This is a genomic window from Bacillus cereus group sp. MG20, assembly GCF_040459885.1.
In the GTDB taxonomy this organism is placed as follows: Bacteria; Bacillota; Bacilli; order Bacillales; family Bacillaceae_G; genus Bacillus_A; species Bacillus_A cereus.
In genome coordinates this window covers 964,569-987,265 of sequence record NZ_JARVHF010000001.1, presented here as the reverse complement: position 1 = coordinate 987,265, position 22,697 = coordinate 964,569, and the positions used below count along the sequence as shown (strand labels likewise).

Here is a 22,697-nt window from a genome sequence, read left to right as displayed (position 1 = left end):
ATGCAAGCAGAGAAGTTTCATGACCTCCCGCTTGAAGACGTGTTAGGTGATCGCTTTGCACGTTATAGTAAATATATTATTCAAGATCGTGCACTTCCAGATGCACGTGATGGCTTAAAGCCAGTACAAAGACGTATTTTATATTCTATGTATGTAGAAGGTAATGTACATGATAAAGCGTTTCGTAAATCAGCTAAAACAGTAGGTAATGTTATCGGTAATTATCATCCACATGGAGATTCCTCTGTATATGAAGCAATGGTACGCTTAAGCCAAACTTGGAAAGTACGTAATGTTTTAGTTGAAATGCATGGTAATAACGGTAGTGTTGATGGGGACCCAGCGGCAGCAATGCGTTATACGGAAGCTCGTTTATCACCAATCGCATCTGAATTATTACGTGATCTTGATAAAGAAACAGTTGAATTCGTGTCAAACTTTGATGATACGAGTGAAGAACCAGTTGTATTACCAGCAGCGTTCCCGAATTTATTAGTGAACGGATCTACAGGGATTTCCGCTGGTTATGCAACAGAAATTCCTCCGCATCATCTTGGAGAAGTTATTGATGCTACAATGATGCGTATTGATAAGCCAAATAGTACTGTTGATGATTTATTAACAGTTATGAAAGGACCAGATTTCCCAACAGGCGGTATTATTCAAGGGATTGATGGTATTAAAAAGGCGTATGAAACAGGTAAAGGTAAAATTATTATTCGCGGAAAAGCAGAAGTTGAAACAGTGCGCGGTGGGAAACAACAAATTGTAATCACTGAAATTCCTTACGAAGTGAATAAGGCAAACCTTGTAAAGAAAATGGATGAATTACGTCTAGATAAAAAGTTAGATGGTATTGCTGAAGTGCGTGATGAGACAGATCGTACTGGTTTACGAATTGTTGTTGAATTAAAGAAAGAAGCAAACGCCGAAGGTATTTTAAATTATTTATATAAAAATACAGATTTACAAATTCCATATAACTTTAATATGGTAGCGATTAATAATCGTCGTCCAACACTTATGACATTACCAAAAATTTTGGATGCTTATATTGGACATCAAAAAGAGGTTATTACGAGACGTTCGCAATATGAATTAAGAAAAGCAGAAAATCGTCAACATATTGTAGAAGGTTTAAAGAAAGCATTATCGATTTTAGATCAAGTAATCGAGACAATTCGAGCTTCAAAAGATAAACGTAATGCGAAAGATAATTTAAGTGCAAAATTTGGCTTTACAGAAGCACAGGCGGAAGCAATTGTTTCCTTGCAATTATATCGCTTAACGAATACAGACATTACGGCGTTACAAGAAGAAGCAGATGAGCTTAATAAGAAAATTCTAGAGCTACAGTCAATTTTACAAAGTGAAAAAAGATTACTTCAAGTCATTAAAACTGATTTGAAGAGAGTTAAGAAAACATATAGTGATGATCGCCGTGCTATTATTGAAGAACAAATTGAAGAAATTAAAATAGACGTAGAAGTGATGATTCCACAAGAAGATGTCATCGTTACTGTAACGAAAGAAGGATATGTGAAACGTACTGGATGGCGCTCACATAATGCATCAAACGGCAAAGACTTCGGTATGAAAGAGGGTGACATCTTACTTGAACGATTCGATACGAATACGACTGAAACAGTTCTTTTATTCACAAGTAAAGGGAACTATATATATCTTCCAGTATACGAAATGCCAGATATTCGTTGGAAAGATTTAGGTCAGCACGTTGCAAATATCGTTTCACTCGACCGAGATGAAACGATCATTTGGGCAACGGTTGTACCGAACTTTGAGGAAGAAAAACGATTTATCGTATTTGTAACACGAAATGGTATGATAAAGAAAACAGAATTAAATCAATATAAAGTTCAGCGTTATTCAAGGGCATTCGTTGCTGTAAACTTGAAAAAAGATGATGAAGTTGTCGATATATTTGCGACAGATGGAACGAGTGATATCGTTCTTGCTACACATGGTGCATATGCACTTATTTTCCATGAAGATGAAGTAAGTCCAGTCGGTGTAAGAGCTGCTGGTGTGAAAGCAATTAATTTAAAAGAAGATGACTATGTCGCTTCTGGTAAACCGTTAAATGGTGATAAAGATCAACTTATTCTCGTAACGCAGCGTGGTGCTGTAAAACGTCTAAAAGCATCAGAAATTGAAAAATCAACGAGGGCGAAGCGAGGTCTTGTTATTTTCAAAGAGTTAAAACGTAATCCGTACCGCATTGTCGGTATTGAAATTGTTCGGGACGATGAATTAGTTTACATGAAGACAGAGAAAAACATTGTAGAAGAGATTGATCCGAAAGCGTATCGAAATAAAGACCGGTATAGTAATGGTAGCCTAGTGCTAGATGTAAATGATACTGGTGAAGTAGTAGAAACGTGGACGAAGAAAAGACCAGAATAAAGAGGGCATCTTGCTATGAATAGTAGCAAGATGCTTTTTTCTAGGCAATTTATTATGTAAATAATAATAATCTTGTTATAATAACTGAATGAAATCGTTCTCATAAAGTGAAACTTTAATCAATGGGGATTTTCTTCATCCTCACTGATTATTAGTTGAACCAATCGGGCTTTAACGAACAGTTGATTCCTCACCTAATTTCTTAGCTTTCGCTAAATTTTGAGTTAGGAATCTTACTGCCCGTTAAAGCGGCACAAATGGAGGGGCAACATGAAAAAAATAGGTGTAGGGATTGTAGGATTTGGTTTTTCTAGTACGACATTTCATATCCCACTATTACAAACAATAGAAGAATATGATATTCGAGCTGTATTATCCTCAAAAGAAGAGGTAGTAAAAGAAACATTACCAAACGCTAATGTTGTTAGTACAATTGATGAATTGGTGAAGCGAGCTGATGTTGACTTAGTTGTTATTACATCACCTAATACAACTCATTTTCCATATGTAAAAGAAGCAATTTTAAACGGTAAGCATGTTGTTGTAGAAAAACCATTTGTTGTTTCAATTGAAGAAGGGGAAGAGCTTATTACATTAGCAGAGCAGTATAATGTAATGTTAAGCGTATATCATAATCGGCGTTTTGATAATGATTTCTTAACGATTAAGAAATTGTTAGAAGAAAACAGAGTAGGGAATGTATACGCATATGAATCGAATTTTGATCGTTTCCGTCCACATGTGCGTGATCGATGGAGAGAAAAAAATCTACCAGGTTCCGGTATATTATACGATTTAGGATCGCATTTAATTGACCAAGCGTTATCAATATTCGGGAAACCAGATGCGATAAGTGCAGATGTAATAAAACAACGACCAGGTGCAGAGGTGGATGATTATTTCCACATAGTACTTCATTACGGAGCAAAACGTGTCATTTTACGTAGTAGCAGTTATGTGAAAAAAGCTGGACCACATTTTATAGTGCATGGAGAGAAAGGTTCTATCGTGAAGTACGGTATGGATTCACAGGAAGAGCAATTAAAAAATGGAATGAAGCCAGGGGATAACGGTTATGGAGTAGACGATGAAGAGAATTTTGCTACTTTAGAAACAGAAGAAAGCTTAGAGCGTATTCCAACAGAAGTCGGTTGTTATGACAATTATTATAAAGGTGTACGAGATAGTATATTAAATGGTGAGGAACTACCTGTAACAGCAAAAGAAGGTTTAGATGTTATTAAACTGATTCAATTAGCGATTGAAAGCAGTGAAAAGGGTAGAGTCATTTCTATAAAATAAAAAGACACGAATTTCGTGTCTTTTTTATTAGGAATATGTGAATATGATTAATTAATTAGTTTAGTCGTTTATCATACATTAATTGGATTTGTATGCCATAAGGATCTTCAATAATACCATATGCTTCACTAAATATATTTTTTTCTAGCTGAGAGATTATTTTCACATGCTTATCGGAAATTAAATTATTATAAAACCTTTGTATTTCTTCTAAATTAGCGCTTTGAATGCAAAGTGACATGTTATTTCCAACGTTATAACGTTCATTAGTATTCATTGTATCTTCTGCTATCATTAGCTTTGTATTCCCAATTTGTAAAACAGAGTGAGCAATATGATCTTTATTTTCACTTGTAATTTTAAAAGAACTATCTCTTTTCGCCAGTTCTTCATACGTAACAATCATTAACTTTTTAGCTTCTAAATTACGTATATAAAAATTAATCGCCTCCTTTGCTTGCCCATTCATTGAAAGAAAAATAGCTATTTCTAATGTCATAAATATATAACTCCTTTATTAGTTGATAATTATAATATAGATTAAAAGGGTTTCAATACATGACACCTTTTTGGGAGGGAAATATGAAAAAAACGGAACGAATAAATGATATGCTTATTTTCTTAAAGAATAAAAGATATTTTAATTTAAAAGATTTAATGGCTAGATATGATATTTCTAAAAGTACCGCGTTGCGAGATATTCAATCATTGGAAGAAATAGGTGTACCCATATATTCTGAACTGGGTAGAAATGGAAGTTATAAAATTATAGAAAATAATGTGTTATCACCAATTTATTTTAGTGTGGATGAAATGTATGCGTTATACTTTTCAATTCTTACGCTAAATGGATACAAGACAAAACCATTTAATGTAGAAAGTATTGCGCTTGAAAATAAATTTAAACATGTATTACCTGATAATGTGAGTAAAAATATTTCAATCATGGAACTAACGCTTTCCTTTGAAGTAACAAATCATAGTAATTTTAGTCCGTTCTTAAAAGAAATTTTACAGGGGATTTTTGCTGAGCGAGTTTATCATTTAACATATTTAAAAAAAGGTGAGGAGAAAGCATTGGTTGTCCAATTTATTCGAATAGAATCTAAATTTGGCCAGTGGTATGCTAAAATCTTTAATTTTGAGACAAATCATGTTCAAATAATTAGATGTGATAAAATTCTCTCTATTGTGGAAACAAGCAATGTTCATCCAAAAAATCTTGAAGAATTATTAAGTTATCTTACTACTTTTCACAGGAAGCCTGATGCAATTGATTTTAGCGTCATTGTTAATCAAAAAGGAAAAGACATTTTTGATAAAGAGAATTACCCTTCCATGAGGTTGCAAAAGGAAAATGAAAATTACATTATAACAGGCTATTTTAACAAGCAAGAATCTGATTTTATTTCAAATTATTTTCTGAATTTCGGTGAAACGATTATTTCGATTCAGCCTGTTATGCTAAAAGAGTTAATCTATAATAAGGTGTTATCTATAAAGCAGCATTTAACTTCTTTAAGATAAAGTTAGTTTTAGCTATTTATTTGATATGAGAAAGCCCTTGAGATTTAAATATCCAAAGGGCTTTTTGGTGATTCTATTTGTTCTTTAGAAAAATTATTTTTTTGGGACGGACAGTCCATAAAAGAACATCGTAACGATATCTTGTATATGTTTTTCACGATCTCCTTCAAGAAGTTGTGCCCCAAAATCATCACCTAATTTAGTAAACATTTGAATGTAAAGTAACATCATTTCTTTAGTAAGGTGTGGATTAATTTCGTTTTTGCGCTGAGCTCGTTCTAATATTTCCAAATACCAGGGCAGGATTTTTTCATTTTGATAACTATAAATAAACTTACGGAGTTCTTCGTCCCTTTGCATCATTTGCAGTAACATATCAGGTTGAAATAACCCGCCAGTATTCATTTTTCTTACAATCATTTTTTGCATCATATCATGAAAAGGTAATTTTTCTTCTGCAAGCTCTTTATAATATTGAAATTCAGATATGATAAATTCTTGTATAAGCTCCCTAAATAACGCATCTTTACTTCCGAAATGATTATAAATTGTAACTTGAGAAACGTTTGCTTCTTTTGCGATATGTTCTATTTTCACTTCATTAAATCCACGTTCTGAAAATAATACGAATGCTGCTTCTTTAATGGCACGCTTTTTCTTTTCTTTTACTCTTTCAAAGCCGTTCAATGCAATCACCTCACTTAAAATATACAAGAAAAAATAATGGAAAACAATAATTTTGAAATATGGACTAATAAATATTTCAAAAAGTTGTTGCGAATATGGAAGATGAGGAGTACAATAATTTTGAAATATCACATATTCAATATTTCAAAAAATGAGGTGGAATTATGATTTCAGTTCAAGATGTCACAAAACAGTTTTCGAATGGAAAAGGTTTGTTTCATATTACATTTGATGTAAAAGAGGGAGAAGTATTTGGTTATTTAGGACCGAATGGTGCCGGAAAATCAACGACGATTCGTAATTTAATGGGATTTATAAAACCGACAGCTGGTAAAGCGACAATTTTTGGATTAGATTGTTGGAATGAAGCAGCGAAAATTCAAAGGGAAGTTGGTTATTTACCGGGTGAAATTTCTTTTATTGAAGGAATGAACGGATTAGAGTTTTTAAAATTAATGCAGGGAATGCGTGGATTAAAGGATACGAAAAGACGAGATGAACTGATAGAGCGTCTGCAATTTGATGTGAAAACACCGATTCGCAAAATGTCTAAAGGAATGAAGCAAAAAGTAGGGATAGTCGCTGCATTTATGCACGATCCAGAGGTGTTAATTTTAGATGAACCAACATCTGGACTTGATCCACTTATGCAACAAGTGTTTATAGATTTAATATTAGAGGAAAAGCAAAGAGGAAAAACAATCCTAATGTCATCACATATTTTTACTGAAATTGAGAGAACTTGTGACAGAGTAGCTATTATTAAAGATGGTCGACTCGTAACGGTTGAAAATATTCACGATTTACAAAGTATGAGAAGACAGGTGATAGATGTAACAGTATCATCACAAGAAGAGATTGAGTCCCTTATAAAGTGTAATTTGCAATTTGAAGCGGTAAAAGGTAGAGAGGCATCTATCATTGTACAAGGAAACTATCAAACTGTTTTACAAACACTTTCAAACTATAATGTAACGGCACTTCAAACGAGAGCGATGGATTTAGAACATTTATTTATGCATTATTACGATAAGAAAGAAGGGGTAACGCATGAATAAGCAATTGTTTTTAGCTAGTTTGAAAGAAACACAAAAAAGTATTTTGAGTTATGCGTGTGGTGCGGCTTTATATTTGTGGTTATTAATTTGGATATTCCCGTCAATGGTATCAGCGAAAGGGCTAAATGAATTAATAGCTGCCATGCCTGATAGTGTGAAAAAAATCGTTGGTATGGAAAGTCCGATTCAAAACGTAATGGATTTTCTAGCGGGCGAATACTATAGTCTATTGTTTATTATCATTTTAACAATTTTTTGCGTAACAGTTGCGACACATTTAATTGCTCGTCATGTAGATAAAGGAGCAATGGCATACTTGCTAGCAACACCTGTATCTAGAGTGCAAATTGCTATTACACAAGCTACTGTTCTCATATTGGGACTACTAATCATTGTATCTGTTACGTATGTAGCTGGGTTAGTAGGTGCAGAATGGTTTTTACAAGATAATAACTTAAATAAAGAATTATTTTTGAAGATAAATGTAGTCGGAGGGCTCATATTTTTAGTCGTTAGTGCTTATTCATTTTTCTTTTCTTGTATATGTAATGACGAAAGAAAGGCACTAAGTTATTCAGCAAGTTTAACTATTTTATTCTTCGTACTGGATATGGTAGGTAAATTAAGTGATAAGTTAGAGTGGATGAGAAATATATCATTATTTACGCTATTTCGTCCGAAAGAAATTGCTGAAGGAACGTATAATATATGGCCTGTAAGTATAGGTTTAACTGCTGGAGCACTTTGTATTTTCATAGTAGCAATTGTAGTGTTTAAGAAGAGGGATTTACCGTTGTAAAGTAGAAAGTCCACTGAAAAAGTGGGCTTTTTTGATTTGTAAATTTAAACTAGTATGTTTAGCGCATAACACTTATAAAGGATATTTATCTTTTTAATTAAGAAAATATTCAAAAAAATGAACCTTTTTCTAGGTTCATACGTCTAATACATGTAAAGTTAAATTGGAAGTGATGAAGTGAGGATGAAACAGGAGGAGCAATTGTGAAAGTAATCCCTTTATATAAAATGATTATAAAAGAAGAAACGGATGTTTCTTTAGCGAAAAAAGGTAATCATGAAGCCTTTATAGCGCTTATGCATACAGAAAAAGTGAAGATGTATCGAATAGCAAAGGCGATGTTACGTGATGAGACAAATATAGAGGATGCGATACAGACAACAATTTTAAAGGCCTATGAAAATATAAAAAAATTAAAAAAAGAAGAATTTTTTCAAACTTGGTTAATTCGAATACTAATAAATGAGTGTAACAATATTATTAGAGCGTATAAAAATGTAATTGTGACAGAAGAGAATGATTACAATATGAGTGCGTGTGATCAGTATGAAGATATAGATTTGTGTAATGCGATTCAATCGTTACATGAAGAATTAAGAGCTGTTACGGTGCTTTATTATTATGAAGATATGAATCAAGAGAGTATAGCAAAGCTGTTAGAAATACCGAAAGGAACAGTGAAATCAAGATTGTCACGCGCGAGGGAACAACTACAAAAACGATTAAAGATGGAATAGGGGGTGTAAAGGATGGATAATGAAAAATTATTTGATGAGAAATTAAAAAAGAGAATAAAAGATGAAAATGTTATAGTACCTCCAGAGTTAAATGAAAAAATTAATGGCACGCTACATAATCTTAAGGTAAAAAAGAAGAGTTACAAAATTCATATGATGATAATTAGTGCAGCGGTTTGTATACTTTCAGTGGTATCTATGTCTGAGTTTTCTATACAAAGTTTTGCGCAAAATGGTGGAGTATTTGAATATGTAAAGAAAAAAGCGTTTTCTGATTTTGAAAATGAAGAAGAAATAAAATCGAATGTACATTATCCAGATAAAGAAAAGATTCATCAAAAAATGCTAGATTCTATTGATTATTTTAAAAATATTTCAGGACAATTTGAGGAATATTCTAGCTCATCAAGAATTGCTACAACATATAAGTATGCGATTGATACGGAGAAACAAAGAGGTATCTCTTCGAAAGAAGATAAACTAGCCAAAAAACGAACAATTATATATAACGAGGGGAAGAAAAAAGAGTTTGATGATGAGAAGTATACCTATAAAGAGACAAAATGGAACCCGAAAGAAAGAAACAATGAACTATTAAAATTAAATCCTACGGAAAGGTTAGTGAGAAAATCAGATGAGAAAAAGAGATATGATGATGAATATGTAGGGCTAGCTAAATATAGTATTCAATCAGAATTCGCAGATTTATTAATTCGATATAAAGATTGGAATTATAAAGAAACGAAATATCTTGGATTAGATTGTTACAAAATTGAAGGAGTCATCAACATAGAGATGCCTGTTAGCACCTCTGAAGATTTAAGAGGGAAATTCGAAATGGTTGTGGAGAAAAATACAGGGATTATGTTGAAATTTCTTAGTTTTCAAGAAGGCTTGATTCAATATTCAGTTACGACTGAATGGATACAAATAGATAAGGGATTGAAAGAAAGTATGTTTCAAAAGGATAGCGCTAAATATGAAAGAATGAAAAACATATTGGATGAATAGAAACAGGAGGAGAGTAAATGGAGAATCATTCATCTTTAAGAGAAGAGAAAAATAAGCAAAAATATAAAAAGAAAACGATAATAAGTTTACTACTGGCGGTATTACTATTTGGTGGAATTGGCTATGGAGCCTATGTATATATGAAAACTTCTAGTCTCGTACAAAAATCTAATTTGAATTTAGCACGAGGTGAAAAATCCAATTTACGTGAGAAATCTGTAAAGCCAATTGCAAATCATGTTTCACTTTTAATTATGGGAATTGATGAAAATCAAGAACGACAAAAGGAATATAATGGTGCATTTCATACAGATGCATTATTGTTAGCGACTTTTAATAAAGACGATAAAACAGTGAAATTAACGAGCATACCGCGTGATACATATACATATGTTCCAGTTGAAAAGAAAAAAGATAAAATAACCCATGCATATGGAAGTGGTTTCGTTAAAAATGGTACAGATGGAGGACCGCAAGCTTCTGTGGAAGCGGTAGAAAAATTGTTACAGGTGCCCGTTGATTATTTTGTGAAATTTAATTTTGGTTCCTTTACTAAAATTGTTGATGGGTTAGATGGTATTGAAGTGGATGTCCCGGTTGAATTTACGGAGCAAAATAGTAAAGATGAACCTGATGCGATTCATTTGAAAAAAGGATTACAAAAATTAAATGGCGAAGAAGCACTTGCACTAGCAAGAACGCGCCATATTGATAGTGATGCAATGAGAGGACAGCGCCAACAACTTGTTATTGAAGCGATTTTAAGTAAATTAAAAAGTGTAGGATCGATTACGAAGCTAGAAAAAATAGTTGAGGCGGTTGATAGTGATTTTAAAACAAATTTAGTAATGGATGATATTTTATCTTTTTATAAATACGGTTTAAACGGTTCAGTTGAAAAAATACAATTAGCTGGTGATGATTTATACTTACCTAATGGCCCAAACGGGCAACGTGTATATTATTATAATCCTAATAAAAAAGATCTACAGAGTTTGAGTAATACTCTTAGAACACATCTAGGGTTAAGTGAAAAGCAAATTGAGGAGAATTAAAGCAGACGAAATGTCTGCTTTTTTATTTTTGTAGAAAAGAGGTTTGTTACGATATACATTATTTATTAACAATAATTTACAAGTTATTTTATAGTGAAGGGATATAAAGACTATTAAATCAATACATAGAATTCCATGAGGTATAGTGTTTCGAAAGGTTAAGTAATTTTTATGAATATTACTGTAAAAAAATAATTTTTTAAAAATTTTCAATAATAACACTTTACAAAACTCAAAAAATTAGTAGAATAATAGTTAATAAGAATCTTCTGATAAATATATAAAGAAAAACAGAATTATCAGAAAATTCTTAAATGAGAGCGTTAAGAATTAGGGAGGGTACAGAAAGTGAAAAAGAAAAAAATGAAAAAACTAACAGCGGTTGTAGTACCAGTTTTAGCAATGAGTATGGCATTAACAGCATGTTCTACATCAGGTGGAGATAAGAAGACAAGCACAAATTCTAGCTCTGGTGGAGATAGTAAATCAGAAGGAAAATTAGCAGCAAAACAAGTACTAAATCGTACTGAAACAAATGAGATTCCAACAATGGATACTTCTAAAAATACAGATACATTAGGTTCTCAAATTTTAGGGAACACAATGGAAGGTTTATATCGATTAGATAAAGATAACAAACCAATCCCAGCTGCTGCAGAATCAAGCACGAAGAGTGAGGATGGTAAAAAATATACATTTAAACTACGTAAAGATGCAAAATGGTCAAATGGTGATCCTGTAACAGCGAAAGATTTTGCATATGCATGGCAACGCTTATTAGATCCAAAAACAGCTGCTGAGTATGCATTTATCGCATTTCCAATTAAAAATGCGGAAGCGGTGAATAAAGGTGAAAAACCTGTAGCAGAGCTAGGAGTAAAAGCGGTAGATGACTATACGCTTGAAGTTGAGTTAGAACAAGCAGTACCATACTTCTTAAACTTAGTAGCGTTCCCATCGTACTATCCATTAAATGAGAAGTTTGTAAAAGAAAAAGGGGATAAATACGGTTTAGAGTCTGATACAACAGTATATAACGGACCGTTCGTTCTTACTGATTGGAAGCATGAGCAAGGTTGGAAATTAAAGAAAAACGACCAATATTGGGATAAAAAGACTGTAAAACTAGATGAAATTAACTATAGTGTAGTAAAAGAAGTAGCTACAAGAGTAAATTTATATGATACAAATGCAATTGATTTTGCACTTCTATCAGGTGAATTCGTTGATAAGTATAGAAATAATAAAGAAGAGTTTGGCACATATTCACAAGTAAGCACATACTTCTTGCGTCTGAACCAAAAACGTGGTGGACAAGATACACCGTTAAAGAGCCAAAAATTACGTGAAGCAATCGCGCTTTCTATTGATAAGAAAAATCTATCAAATGTAATTTTAAATGATGGATCTAAACCTGCGGACTTCTTAGTACCAAAAGGATTAGCAACCGGACCGGATGGTAAAGATTTCCAAGAAACATTTAAAAATGGTATTAAGCCAGATGCGAAAAAAGCAGCAGCTGCATGGAATGAAGCGAAAAAAGAACTTGGAAAAGACCAAGTTACAATTGAGCTATTAAACTATGATACTGGTAATGCGAAAAAAGTTGGAGAATATGTAAAAGACCAGATCGAGAAAAACTTAAAAGGTGTAACAGTTAACATTAAACTTCAGCCATTCAAACAAAAGTTAAAATTAGAAACAGAGCAAGATTATGATTTATCATTTGCTGGTTGGGGACCTGACTACGCTGACCCAATGACATTCTTAGATATGTTCCAGTCTAATCATTCTCATAACCAAATGAGCTTCGCTGATTCGAAGTATGATGATATGATCAAAAAAGCTGGCGGAGAATTAATGGGTGACGCGAAGAAACGTTGGGAAGAGCTAGGAAAAGCTGAGAAATTACTTCTTGAGCAAGATGTAGCGCTTGTACCTTTATACCAACGTGGTGATGCATATGTTCAAAAACCAAATGCAAAAGGTATCGTTCACCATAACATCAGTCCAGAGTATAGCTTCAAGTGGGCATATATGACTGAAAAAGATGGAAAATAATTTTTAAACAGTAATGTTATCTTTAAGTGGATGTATACAAGTTTCTTAGCTTATTTTGTAGTGAGAAACTCGTACAATAGAAAGATAAATGATAGAGCATTCCAAAAGTAGACTATTTACTTTTGGAATGCTCTTTTTATTATGAGATTACATGTAAATAAATGGATAGATGTAAGGAAGAATTTGTATCATGACAATTGTAAAAAATACGTTTTACTATAATAAAAAAATAATTTTTAGAATATTTTAAAAATAACTTTACAAAAGCGGAAAAATTAGTAGAATATTAATTAATAAGAATTTTCTGATAACTAGTTATTAGAAAGTCTATCAAAAATGGTTTCGTACATATAATTGGGGAGGGTACAAAAATGAAGAAAAAGATGAAAAAGTTCACGGCGGTTGTAGCGCCAGTTTTAGCAATGAGTATGGCGTTGACAGCGTGTTCTGGATCTGGTGGGGAGAAGAAATCAACTACGACGTCTAGTGGTGGTGGGGAAGAGAAAAAAGCTGAAATTAAATATGCAGCGAAACAAGTATTAAATCGTACAGAAAATCAAGAAATTCCGACGATGGATGTTTCAAAATCTACTGATACATTAGGTTCTCAAATTTTAGGGAACACAATGGAAGGTTTATATCGATTAGATAAAGATAATAAGCCAATCCCAGCTGTGGCAGAATCTAGTACGAAAAGCGAGGATGGCAAAAAATATACATTTAAATTACGAAAAGATGCAAAATGGTCAAACGGTGATCCTGTAACAGCGAAAGATTTCGTATACGGATGGCAGCGCTTACTCGATAAAAATACAGCTGCAGAATATGCGTTTATCGCTTTCTATATTAAAAATGCAGAAGCAATTAATAAAGGTGAAAAACCTCTAACAGATTTAGGAGCAAAAGCGGTAGATGATTATACACTAGAAGTAGAATTAGAAAAGCCAGTACCGTATTTCTTGAATTTAATGGCATTCCCATCGTACTATCCTTTAAATGAAAAGTTCGTAAAAGAAAAAGGAGATAAGTTCGGTTTAGAAGCAGATACAACGTTGTATAACGGACCGTTCGTTATGGCGTCATGGAAACATGAACAAGGATGGCAATTAAAGAAAAATGATCAGTATTGGGATAAAAAGACTGTGAAATTAGAAGAAATTAACTATAGTGTAGTAAAAGAAGTTGCGACGAAAGTAAACTTATATGATACAGGATCAATTGATTTTACACTATTATCAGGAGAATTTGTTGATAAATATAAATCGAACAAAGAGGAGTACGGTGAGTATTCAGAAGCAAGTACATTCTTCTTACGTTTAAATCAAAAGCGTAACGGACAAGATACACCGTTAAAGAGCAAAAAACTACGTGAAGCAATTGCATTATCAATTGATAAAAAAGGCCTAGCGAACGTTATTTTAAATAACGGTTCAAAAGCAACAGATCAATTAGTACCAAAAGGGCTTGCGACAGGGCCTGACGGTAAAGATTACCAAGATACATTTAAAAATGGTCTAAAATATGATCCGAAAAAAGGTGCAGCAGCTTGGGAAGCAGCGAAAAAAGAACTTGGAAAAGATCAAGTGACAATTGAACTACTAAGCTATGATGATGGAACTGCGAAAAAAATTGCTGACTATTTTAAAGATCAAATTGAGAAAAACTTAAAAGGTGTAACGGTTAACACGAAAATTCAGCCGTTCAAACAAAAACTGAAATTAGAGTCAGCGCAAGATTATGAAGTTTCATTTGCAGGTTGGAGCCCAGATTATTCGGATCCAATGACGTTTATTGATATGTTTGAATCGAAGAGCCCATATAACCAAATGAGTTATTCGAATCCAAAATACGATGAAATGGTAGCGAAAGCAGGTAATGAATTATTGTCTGATCCGAAGAAGCGTTGGGAAACGTTAGGAAAAGCAGAGAAATTGTTCCTTGAAGAAGATGCAGGATTAATTCCTTTATATCAAACAGGTAGAGCGTATGTAATGAAACCGAATGTTAAAGGAATTGTGAAACATAACATCAGTCCAGAATATAGCTTTAAGTGGGCTTATGTAACGGAAGGGAAATAATAAAAAAGAGCGTTTTAAAGGTAGATAATGAAGTGACCCCTAAAAGTTAGACACGGTTATTTCATTAGGCAGCTTGATAAAAGTGAGTCCGGTATTGTACCGGGCTCATTTTTAATTTTGCCTTAATCCGTTTCGTATTATAATAATCTATATATTTTTCTAATTCTATTTTAAAGTGCTCTACATTTTCAAATTCTTTTATGTAGAGGAACTCCGACTTCATAATCCCAAAGAAATTTTCTATTACTGCGTTGTCGTAACAGTTGCCTTTTCGAGACATACTCTGGACGATAGCTCTTGATTCAAGTGTCCGGACGTACTGTCTCATTTGATAATGCCATCCTTGATCCGAATGCATCAGTAGCTGGTGGGTTTCAGGTAAACGTTCCAATGCTTTCTCTAACATGTCTGAAACAAGCGAATACGTCGGTCTAGAACCAATTGTATAGGTAATAATTTCACCATTATACAAATCTAATACAGGTGATACATACAGTTTTTCTCCAAACAATTTAAACTCTGTGATGTCTGTTACCCACTTTTGATTCGGTGCATCTGTATGAAAATTACGCTCTAAAATATTAGGTGCAATTCTACCGACTTTTCCTTTATAGGATTTATATTTCTTCATACGCACAACACACTTTAACCCAAGCTCTTTCATAATGCGCTGAACCTTCTTGTGGTTCACTTTCTGGCCACGATTCGTTAATTCATCACGAATGCGACGGTAACCATAACGACCTTCATTTTCCTCATAAATCGCTTTAATCTCAACTTTCAAATCGGCATCTACATCTGGACGATTCATTTTCTTTACTAAATCATAATACGTGCTTCGAGGAATAGTAGCTAGCTCCACGAGTGCCTTCACCGAATATTTATGCCTTAATTCATAGACTACTTGCGCTTTGTCTTGTTTTGTGATTTTTCCTTGTTTTGAACTAAGGCATTTAACATTTTTAAGTACTCATTTTCCATCTCAAGCTGTTTAATGCGTGCTTCAAGTGCTTCGACTGACCCTTCAGCTAAAGGTTGTTTTAATTGTTTATTTGAATCTTTTTTCATGGATGGACGCCCCTTTTTCTTAGATTGAAGGGCATCAATTCCTTGTGTTTCGAGCTGTTTTTTCCAAACAGAAATCGTTGAAGGGGCAGGAATATTAAAGATAGCTGCCGTCTCAAATAAGGACATACCGTTTTCAATCATAAAGTTTAGTACGTCTAGTTTAAATTGTTGTGTGTAATTTGTACATCGTTTTAGAAAAGCTTCCAGACCATTCTGTTTATATTGGTTTACCCAATTCAAAATGATTGTGTCATTTATACCGAGCGATCTACCTATTTCTCGATAACTTTCATTTCCGTTCAAATAACGTAGAACGATTTGTATTTTTTCATTAGCTGTAAATTTAGCCATAGAAAAACTGCACCCCCAATTGTTAGACTGTGTCTAACAATTGGGGTGCAGTTCATAAATGACTTTTAGAACGCTCTTTTACTATTAAATTAAATAGAGAAGAATAAGAAAAGTGGTACTTACATATAGTAGATGTGGGAGAATTCGTATAGTAGTAATAGATTGTTATTGAATTAAATAAATTAATTATTATGAATATTTTTAAAAATACTTTACAATCCGAGGAAAATTAGTAGAATAATAATTAGTAATAATTTTCTGATAATTCAAATTAGAAATCTCTCAAAGTTAGTTTCGTACATATAATTGGGGAGGGTACAAAAATGAAGAACAAGATGAAAAAGTTTACGGCGGTTGTAGCGCCAGTATTAGCAATGAGTGTGGCGTTAACAGCATGTTCTGGATCTTCTGGTGGGGAGAAGAAAACGACTACGACGTCTAATAGTGGCGGGGAAGAGAAAAAATCCGATATTAAATATGCGGCACAGCAAGTAATGAATCGTACAGAAACGAATGAAATTCCGACGATGGATACTTCTAAAAATACAGATACGTTAGGTTCTCAAATTTTAGGAAACACGATGGAAGGGTTATATCGTCTAGATAAAGATAACAAGCCAATTCCAGCGGCGGCAGAATCTAGTACGAAAAGCGAGGATGGCAAAAAATATACATTCAAATTACGAAAAGATGCAAAATGGTCAAACGGTGATCCTGTAACAGCGAAAGATTTCGTATTTGCATGGCAACGTCTAGTAGATCCAAAAACAGCTGCTGAGTATGCGTTTATTGCTTACTATCTTAAAAATGCAGAGGCAATAAATCAAGGGAAAGCAGAAGTTTCTACATTAGGTGTAAAAGCGGTAGATGATTATACGCTGGAAGTTGAACTAGAGAGACCAGTACCATATTTCTTAAATTTAATGGCATTCGCGTCATACTATCCATTAAATGAAAAGTTCGTAAAAGAAAAAGGAGATAAATACGGTTTAGAGTCTGATACGACAGTTTATAATGGACCGTTTGTACTTACTGATTGGAAGCATGAACAAGGTTGGAAATTAAAGAAAAATGATCAGTATTGGGATAAAAAGACTGTAAAACTAGAAGAAATCAACTATAGTGTAGTAAAAGAACCAGCTACAAGAGTAAATTTATATGATACAGGTGCGATTGATTTTACACTTTTATCTGGTGAATTTGTTGATAAGTATAGAAATAATAAAGAAGAGTTTGGTGCATATTCAGAAACAAGTACGTTTTACTTGCGTCTAAATCAAAAACGTGGTGGGCAAGATACACCGTTAAAGAGTAAAAAACTACGTGAAGCAATTGCATTATCAATCGATAAGAAAGCTTTAACGAATGTCATTTTAAATGATGGTTCAAAACCAGTGGATTATTTAGTACCAAAAGGTTTAGCAGCTGGACCAGATGGTAAAGATTTCGCAGAAACGTTTAAAAATGGTTTAAAACAAGACTCTAAAAAGGCAGCAGCAGCCTGGGAAGCTGCGAAAAAAGAACTTGGAAAAGATCAAGTGACAATAGAGCTATTAAATTATGATACTGGTAATGCGAAAAAGGTTGGGGAGTATGTAAAAGATCAAATTGAAAAGAATTTAAAGGGTGTAACAGTAAATATTAAACTGCAACCATTTAAGCAAAAACTAAAATTAGAATCAGACCAAGATTATGATTTCTCATATGGCGGCTGGAATCCAGATTATGCGGATCCAATGACATATCTTGATATGTTTGAAACGAAAAATTCACAGAATCAGATGAGCTATTCAAATTCAAAATATGATGACATTATTAATAAAAGTAAGACGGAATGGATGGCTGATGCAAAAAAACGTTGGACAGAGCTAGGGAAAGCAGAAAAACTGTTACTTGAAGAAGATGTAGCGCTCGTACCTTTATATCAAAGTGGTAGATCGTATGTTATGAAACCAAATGTAAAGGGAATTGTAAAACATAATATTAGTCCGGAATATAGTTTCAAATGGGCGTATGTAGAAGAGAAATAGTAAAAGAAAAAAGCGTTTTCAAGTTGCAACATTGCACTTGAAAATGCTTTTTTTCTGTGCACTATTTTTTTGAGGATGAATATATGTATTATAGAAAACTTGAAGGAGAGTCCTATGAAGCGAAACACATACATCGATTTCCTAGCTTATTACGGAATAGGAAGTGCTCATCCTGGTGGTTTTACGTTAACAAAACAATTGTTAGCACAACTGCCTTTTAAATATGGAGCGAATGTCCTTGAAATAGGTTGCGGTACGGGAAAAACAGCGGCATATATGACAAGGGAATTTGGTTATAAAGTAACAACTGTTGAAAAGAATGAAATTATGATTCAAAAGGCAAAAGATAGATGGTTGTTTGAAGGGTTAGATATACAATTAATTGAAGGAAGTGTAGAGCAATTACCTTGTTTGAATAACTCATTTGAGTTCGTACTTGGAGAATCAATCATCGCTTTTACAGAGAAAGAAAGGGTTATCTCGGAGTGTTATCGTGTATTACAGCAGGACGGTAAGCTTGTTGTCATTGAAATGATTATTGATAGGCACATTGATAAGGGTGAGGAAGAAAAAATCGCCCAATTATATGGCATGAAAGAACTATTAACTGAGAATGAGTGGGTACAATTATTTCAGAAAGCAAATTTTAAAAGAATTACAATTGCTGGCGGTGGCACGATTGCAGAAACGATCTCTGGCTATGTAGAAGAGCCAGAGTGGAATGTATCCTCACATATTCCGAATGAGTTATATGAGGCGTGGGTACAGCATGAAAATGTACGGCTTATGTACCAACACATTTTAGGGCATCGTATTTTTATATGTGAAAAATAAAGAAAAAGAGTTGGCTAAAGGTAGCCAACTCTTTACTATGTTAAATGAAAAATAATGCAGCTAATGTAATTCCGAAGATGAAACCAAATCCGAGTTCAACACCCCAGCCGCCGCCACCCCAGCCGCCACCACCACAACTACCGCAACCACGGCCACCACATCCGCAACTGCTGAATCCACCACCGCATCCAAATCCGCAACTATCACATCTGCTAAGGCCGCCGCAAAGGTCACAACCACCGTTTGCATAAGCATCATAGTATCCGAATCCTGAATCAAAAGATGAGCGCTGTTGCACCGGTTCGATCCATACAGAGTTTTGTGTCAAATCGATTATTTTACCTAAATGTATACGGCCATCACGGTCTTCAATCCGAACAACTTTTCCAAAATAACGTCGGCATGTATCATAACATTTTTGTCTATGCATGTTCTTTCCTCCTTCCGCATTACAGTAATACGATATGTAAGGGGGACAAGTGCGGCTTGTACGAATGTCCTATCTATCATAATTGTTATAGGAAAGGGGAAATATAAGAAGAGGATATATAAGGAGGAAAAGGCATGAAATCTACAGATCAGTTTCAGACATACGAAGTACCGTGGGAAGAATTTATTGAAGCGTTGCGAGAGGAAATGAAGAAGCAAGTAGGGGCAGATATTATTGATACAGTAGTTTGCAATTTAGAAGATGGTTTTGAAGTGTATACATATGTGCAGGGGGATTTAGATTTTGAATATAAGGAAGGGCTTGAGAGAAAATATGGAAGTGATGCGAAGATACCTAATGTGTTAACGATAATGTTATTAGCTAGTATTTATAATACAAGTGAAGCGAATATACGCTTGCATGCGGATAATAAAGAGAATCCGATTGTTGAAGTGTATGTAAAGCAATGAAACACGCTGTGAAAAGCGTGTTTTTTATTTGTATGATAAAATGTTAGAAAATTGAGAAATGAGGTGGGGGATTGGGAATTAAACATCTTAATTTAACAGTTACAGATGTAACAGCATCTAGAGCGTTTTTAGAGAGGTATTTTGGTTTGATTTGTAGTGGAACAAGGGGGAATGCTTTTGCAGTTATGCGTGATAATGATGGATTTATACTAACTTTAATGAAAGGAAAAGAAGTTCAGTATCCAAAAACATTTCATGTAGGATTTCCACAAGAAAGTGAAGAACAAGTAGATAAGATAAATCAAAGATTGAAGGAAGATGGATTTTTGGTGGAGCCTCCCAAGCATGTCCATGCGTATACGTTTTACGTTGAAGCACCTGGTGGATTTACAATAGAAGTGATGTGTTAAGTTAAAAATCAAACTTTTTGTTATGTGTTTTTAAAATAAAAAGTAGGAAAAGTCTGTTTTAAGCGTGGAGCTTAAACAGGCTTTTTTACTTATATAATTGGATAGAGAATGCTAGAAGGAATATTACCAAGTGTATAATCTGTTTACATAATAAAGTTATGGTGGGTTAGTTGTCCTAAAATACAAGTCATATATCTTGTTTCCTCTCATAAATTTAAACATAGGAATTTGTCTACAAAGGTGGCGAAGCCTCATCATGAAAATCCGAATTTGTGCCACGTTCATGTTGTTTCTATTTATATGTTTACCTTTATCAGCTTTTGCAAAAGGAGAGGAGGCAAAGGAAAGGGTCGTTTCACTTGTATATGACGATTCGGGCAGCATGAGAAATAACGATCGCTGGAAATATGCCAATTATGCTTTGCAAAGTTTAGTTGCGCTATTAGATGAAAAAGATAAATTTTCTTACGTTCCAATGAGTAAGCCGAATGATCCATTAAACATTTCGTTAACGAAGGATAAAAGGCAAACAGAAATTGAAGGAATTGGAGCGTGGAAAACGTATTTAAATACTCCATTTAGCGCGGTAGAAACGGCGATGCAATCTATAAAAAAGGAAGCAGATATAGATGGAAAACGTGAATTTTGGCTTATTGTATTAACTGACGGGGCATTTAATGATTTAGAGAAAGATAAGGTTGGCGGAAAAGAACAAATTTTGCAGAAATTAGCCCAGTTTAAGAAAGAAATGGATGCAAAAAAGATATCGTTACACCCAGTCTTAATTACGATGGAAGAAGATTTGGGACAACAAGAAAAAGAACAATTAAACACGTTTAAAGAAATATGGAAGAAAGAGATAAATGGTGTTACGATGCCGTCAAGCGGAGAAGATGGCATTGTAAAAAGTGTAAATCAGGTGGCAGCATTAGTTGCAAATCGTGATCCATTCTCCTCTGTTGAATCGATTGTAAAAACGAAAGTAGTGGGGAAAAGAGTAGAGATTACAACACCGTTTCCATTAAAGCGTATGACGCTTGTACGACAATCGCCTTCTCTGCCCGATTATCAGGTCACACAAATTTCTAAACCGTTACAATTACAATCTTCTTTTTCCATACATGCACCAGGAGAAGCAAAATTGTTCGGAAATATAGTTCATATAAGTACGGAAAATCAGGAAGTTATTAAACCAGGAACTTATACGATAGAAGTGGACCAGGACATTGAGAAAGAAGGACTACAAGTACTAGTTGAACCAGCGCTTAATTATACGGTTTCTACTTATGACAAAGATGATAGTAGTCAAAAAAATGTAGAGGAAATGTACGAAGGTGTTACTGCTGTTATTGAAGCAAAGCCTACGGAGTTGCCAGTTCAGTCTTCTTACTTTCAGGCAGAAGTAGAAATAGACGGAAAACAATATCCGATGAAGTGGGACGATAAGAGGCATGTGTTTTATTACGAAACTAAGCTTGGTAAAGGGTTAGTACGCGGGAAAGTTCATATGAATATAAAGGGGTTTTATAGACAGACGAAAGAATTTAAAATTGAAACAGCTGAGAAACCAAAATTATCACTTCAAACTGTTACAAAAGATTATGAAGAAAAAGTGACAAATTTAGAGAATAGTAAACCATTTGTTTTGCAGCCACAGTTAGATGGTAAGCCGATGACAGAAGAAGCTGTAAAAAAACTATTAAAATCTACTGGTATCACATCTAAACAATCAATCAATTATGAAATAAAGCAACATGGAAATCAGATCTATGTTTATCCTCGTCCCTATTACTCCGACACATTTAATTTTACAGATACCGGCACCGTAGAAGCTACCATCGTAATGCAGGATTCAAAATTACAAGAAGTAAAGAAAAACATAACATTCCATATTCAAGATGCTCCGTTTTATGAAAAATATGCGCTTATTTTTAAGTTTGTCATTCCTATCACTTTATTACTACTAGTAGTAGGAATCATTGTTTTAGGATGGATTGTTCGGCCAAGATTTCACCGGAAAGCACTACTGTATTATGAATGGGATCAAGAGGTAGCGAAAGATTGGCTATATCAATCTGAACCAGAATTACTTCGAAATAAATGGTGGAACCATTATTTTGGTATCCCATTTAGAGCAGAAAGAAAAACAGTGCAATCCGTTACGTTTATAGCGAAGAAAGGTTCGAAATCTGTCTTTGTAGCGAAAGAATCACAAGTAGTTGGAATGATTATTGATGGGATGTTTATAACAGAGGATGAAGTAGGAATGGAACATAAGACACTATATCCAAATGAACTTTTACTAATTGATAGAGGATATGGTAAGGAGATTTACAAGTACGAATGTGAATAGTAGATAGGGAAA

Annotated in this window: 19 protein-coding genes; 15 read left to right on the top strand and 4 right to left on the bottom strand. The window is 33.9% G+C overall.

Going from position 1 to position 22,697, the window contains the following annotated elements:
* Both parC and QCI81_RS04925 read left to right on the top strand, forming a co-directional pair.
* Complete coding sequence (gene parC / locus QCI81_RS04930) at positions 1 to 2,424, top strand: DNA topoisomerase IV subunit A (protein WP_001147467.1); 2,424 nt, start codon at positions 1 to 3, stop codon at positions 2,422 to 2,424.
* 270 nt (positions 2,425 to 2,694) lie between these two features.
* Positions 2,695 to 3,726: an oxidoreductase gene (locus tag QCI81_RS04925; protein WP_071731627.1), complete on the top strand. Its 1,032-nt coding sequence runs from the start codon at positions 2,695 to 2,697 to the stop codon at positions 3,724 to 3,726.
* A 55-nt stretch (positions 3,727 to 3,781) separates the two neighbouring features.
* Here QCI81_RS04925 and QCI81_RS04920 read toward each other — a convergent pair whose 3' ends face one another.
* Positions 3,782 to 4,225: a VOC family protein gene (locus tag QCI81_RS04920; RefSeq protein WP_000171338.1), complete on the bottom strand. Its 444-nt coding sequence runs from the start codon at positions 4,223 to 4,225 to the stop codon at positions 3,782 to 3,784.
* Positions 4,226 to 4,284: 59 nt separating this feature from the next.
* Between QCI81_RS04920 and QCI81_RS04915 the strand changes: the two genes are divergently transcribed.
* Positions 4,285 to 5,253, top strand: a complete 969-nt coding sequence (locus QCI81_RS04915; RefSeq protein ID WP_071731626.1) for a helix-turn-helix transcriptional regulator — start codon at positions 4,285 to 4,287, stop codon at positions 5,251 to 5,253.
* Positions 5,254 to 5,346: 93 nt separating this feature from the next.
* Here the strand turns inward: QCI81_RS04915 and QCI81_RS04910 are convergent, their stop codons facing one another.
* Positions 5,347 to 5,949 carry a TetR/AcrR family transcriptional regulator gene (locus QCI81_RS04910; protein WP_146632306.1) on the bottom strand — a complete coding sequence of 201 codons (603 nt, stop codon included), beginning with the start codon at positions 5,947 to 5,949 and terminating at the stop codon, positions 5,347 to 5,349.
* A gap of 155 nt (positions 5,950 to 6,104) precedes the next feature.
* Here QCI81_RS04910 and QCI81_RS04905 point away from each other — a divergent pair, with 155 nt between their 5' ends.
* The 7 genes from QCI81_RS04905 (at position 6,105) to QCI81_RS04875 (ending at position 14,739) form a co-directional block, all read left to right on the top strand.
* Positions 6,105 to 6,998, top strand: coding sequence for an ABC transporter ATP-binding protein (locus QCI81_RS04905; RefSeq protein ID WP_023522720.1), 894 nt, complete (start codon positions 6,105 to 6,107; stop codon positions 6,996 to 6,998).
* On the top strand, positions 6,991 to 7,797 hold the full coding sequence (locus QCI81_RS04900; RefSeq protein WP_071731624.1) for an ABC transporter permease subunit: 807 nt from the start codon (positions 6,991 to 6,993) through the stop codon (positions 7,795 to 7,797). The genes QCI81_RS04905 and QCI81_RS04900 overlap by 8 nt, the downstream gene beginning before the upstream one ends.
* Before the next feature lie 203 nt (positions 7,798 to 8,000).
* On the top strand, positions 8,001 to 8,534 hold the full coding sequence (locus QCI81_RS04895) for an RNA polymerase sigma factor (RefSeq protein ID WP_023522718.1): 534 nt from the start codon (positions 8,001 to 8,003) through the stop codon (positions 8,532 to 8,534).
* A gap of 12 nt (positions 8,535 to 8,546) precedes the next feature.
* Positions 8,547 to 9,545, top strand: a complete 999-nt coding sequence (locus QCI81_RS04890; RefSeq protein ID WP_071731623.1) for an anti-sigma factor — start codon at positions 8,547 to 8,549, stop codon at positions 9,543 to 9,545.
* A gap of 17 nt (positions 9,546 to 9,562) precedes the next feature.
* Positions 9,563 to 10,600 carry an LCP family protein gene (locus QCI81_RS04885; protein WP_000427599.1) on the top strand — a complete coding sequence of 346 codons (1,038 nt, stop codon included), beginning with the start codon at positions 9,563 to 9,565 and terminating at the stop codon, positions 10,598 to 10,600.
* 348 nt (positions 10,601 to 10,948) lie between these two features.
* Positions 10,949 to 12,661: a peptide ABC transporter substrate-binding protein gene (locus QCI81_RS04880; protein WP_000727535.1), complete on the top strand. Its 1,713-nt coding sequence runs from the start codon at positions 10,949 to 10,951 to the stop codon at positions 12,659 to 12,661.
* Positions 12,662 to 13,032: 371 nt separating this feature from the next.
* The gene (locus QCI81_RS04875; RefSeq protein ID WP_000728442.1) at positions 13,033 to 14,739 is read left to right on the top strand and encodes a peptide ABC transporter substrate-binding protein; all 1,707 of its coding nucleotides are present in this window, start codon (positions 13,033 to 13,035) and stop codon (positions 14,737 to 14,739) included.
* A gap of 64 nt (positions 14,740 to 14,803) precedes the next feature.
* On the opposite strand, the gene QCI81_RS04870 is transcribed toward QCI81_RS04875, so the two are convergent.
* A protein-coding gene (locus tag QCI81_RS04870; RefSeq protein WP_353810624.1) for an IS3 family transposase occupies positions 14,804 to 16,158 on the bottom strand; the annotation gives its coding sequence in 2 pieces (ribosomal slippage) (positions 14,804 to 15,699 and positions 15,699 to 16,158; 1,356 coding nt in all).
* A 323-nt stretch (positions 16,159 to 16,481) separates the two neighbouring features.
* Here QCI81_RS04870 and QCI81_RS04865 point away from each other — a divergent pair.
* Positions 16,482 to 18,188: a peptide ABC transporter substrate-binding protein gene (locus tag QCI81_RS04865; protein WP_071731889.1), complete on the top strand. Its 1,707-nt coding sequence runs from the start codon at positions 16,482 to 16,484 to the stop codon at positions 18,186 to 18,188.
* A 114-nt stretch (positions 18,189 to 18,302) separates the two neighbouring features.
* On the top strand, positions 18,303 to 19,022 hold the full coding sequence (locus tag QCI81_RS04860; protein WP_000828255.1) for a class I SAM-dependent methyltransferase: 720 nt from the start codon (positions 18,303 to 18,305) through the stop codon (positions 19,020 to 19,022).
* 40 nt (positions 19,023 to 19,062) lie between these two features.
* On the opposite strand, the gene QCI81_RS04855 is transcribed toward QCI81_RS04860, so the two are convergent.
* Positions 19,063 to 19,452 carry a hypothetical protein gene (locus QCI81_RS04855; RefSeq protein WP_353810626.1) on the bottom strand — a complete coding sequence of 130 codons (390 nt, stop codon included), beginning with the start codon at positions 19,450 to 19,452 and terminating at the stop codon, positions 19,063 to 19,065.
* 134 nt (positions 19,453 to 19,586) lie between these two features.
* Here QCI81_RS04855 and QCI81_RS04850 point away from each other — a divergent pair, with 134 nt between their 5' ends.
* The 3 genes from QCI81_RS04850 to QCI81_RS04840 all read left to right on the top strand — a co-directional run bounded on the left by QCI81_RS04850 (position 19,587) and on the right by QCI81_RS04840 (position 22,685).
* Positions 19,587 to 19,922, top strand: coding sequence for a hypothetical protein (locus QCI81_RS04850; RefSeq protein WP_000842905.1), 336 nt, complete (start codon positions 19,587 to 19,589; stop codon positions 19,920 to 19,922).
* 71 nt (positions 19,923 to 19,993) lie between these two features.
* Positions 19,994 to 20,332 carry a VOC family protein gene (locus tag QCI81_RS04845; protein ID WP_071731384.1) on the top strand — a complete coding sequence of 113 codons (339 nt, stop codon included), beginning with the start codon at positions 19,994 to 19,996 and terminating at the stop codon, positions 20,330 to 20,332.
* A 256-nt stretch (positions 20,333 to 20,588) separates the two neighbouring features.
* Positions 20,589 to 22,685, top strand: a complete 2,097-nt coding sequence (locus QCI81_RS04840; RefSeq protein ID WP_071731383.1) for a vWA domain-containing protein — start codon at positions 20,589 to 20,591, stop codon at positions 22,683 to 22,685.
* Positions 22,686 to 22,697: the final 12 nt, after the last annotated feature.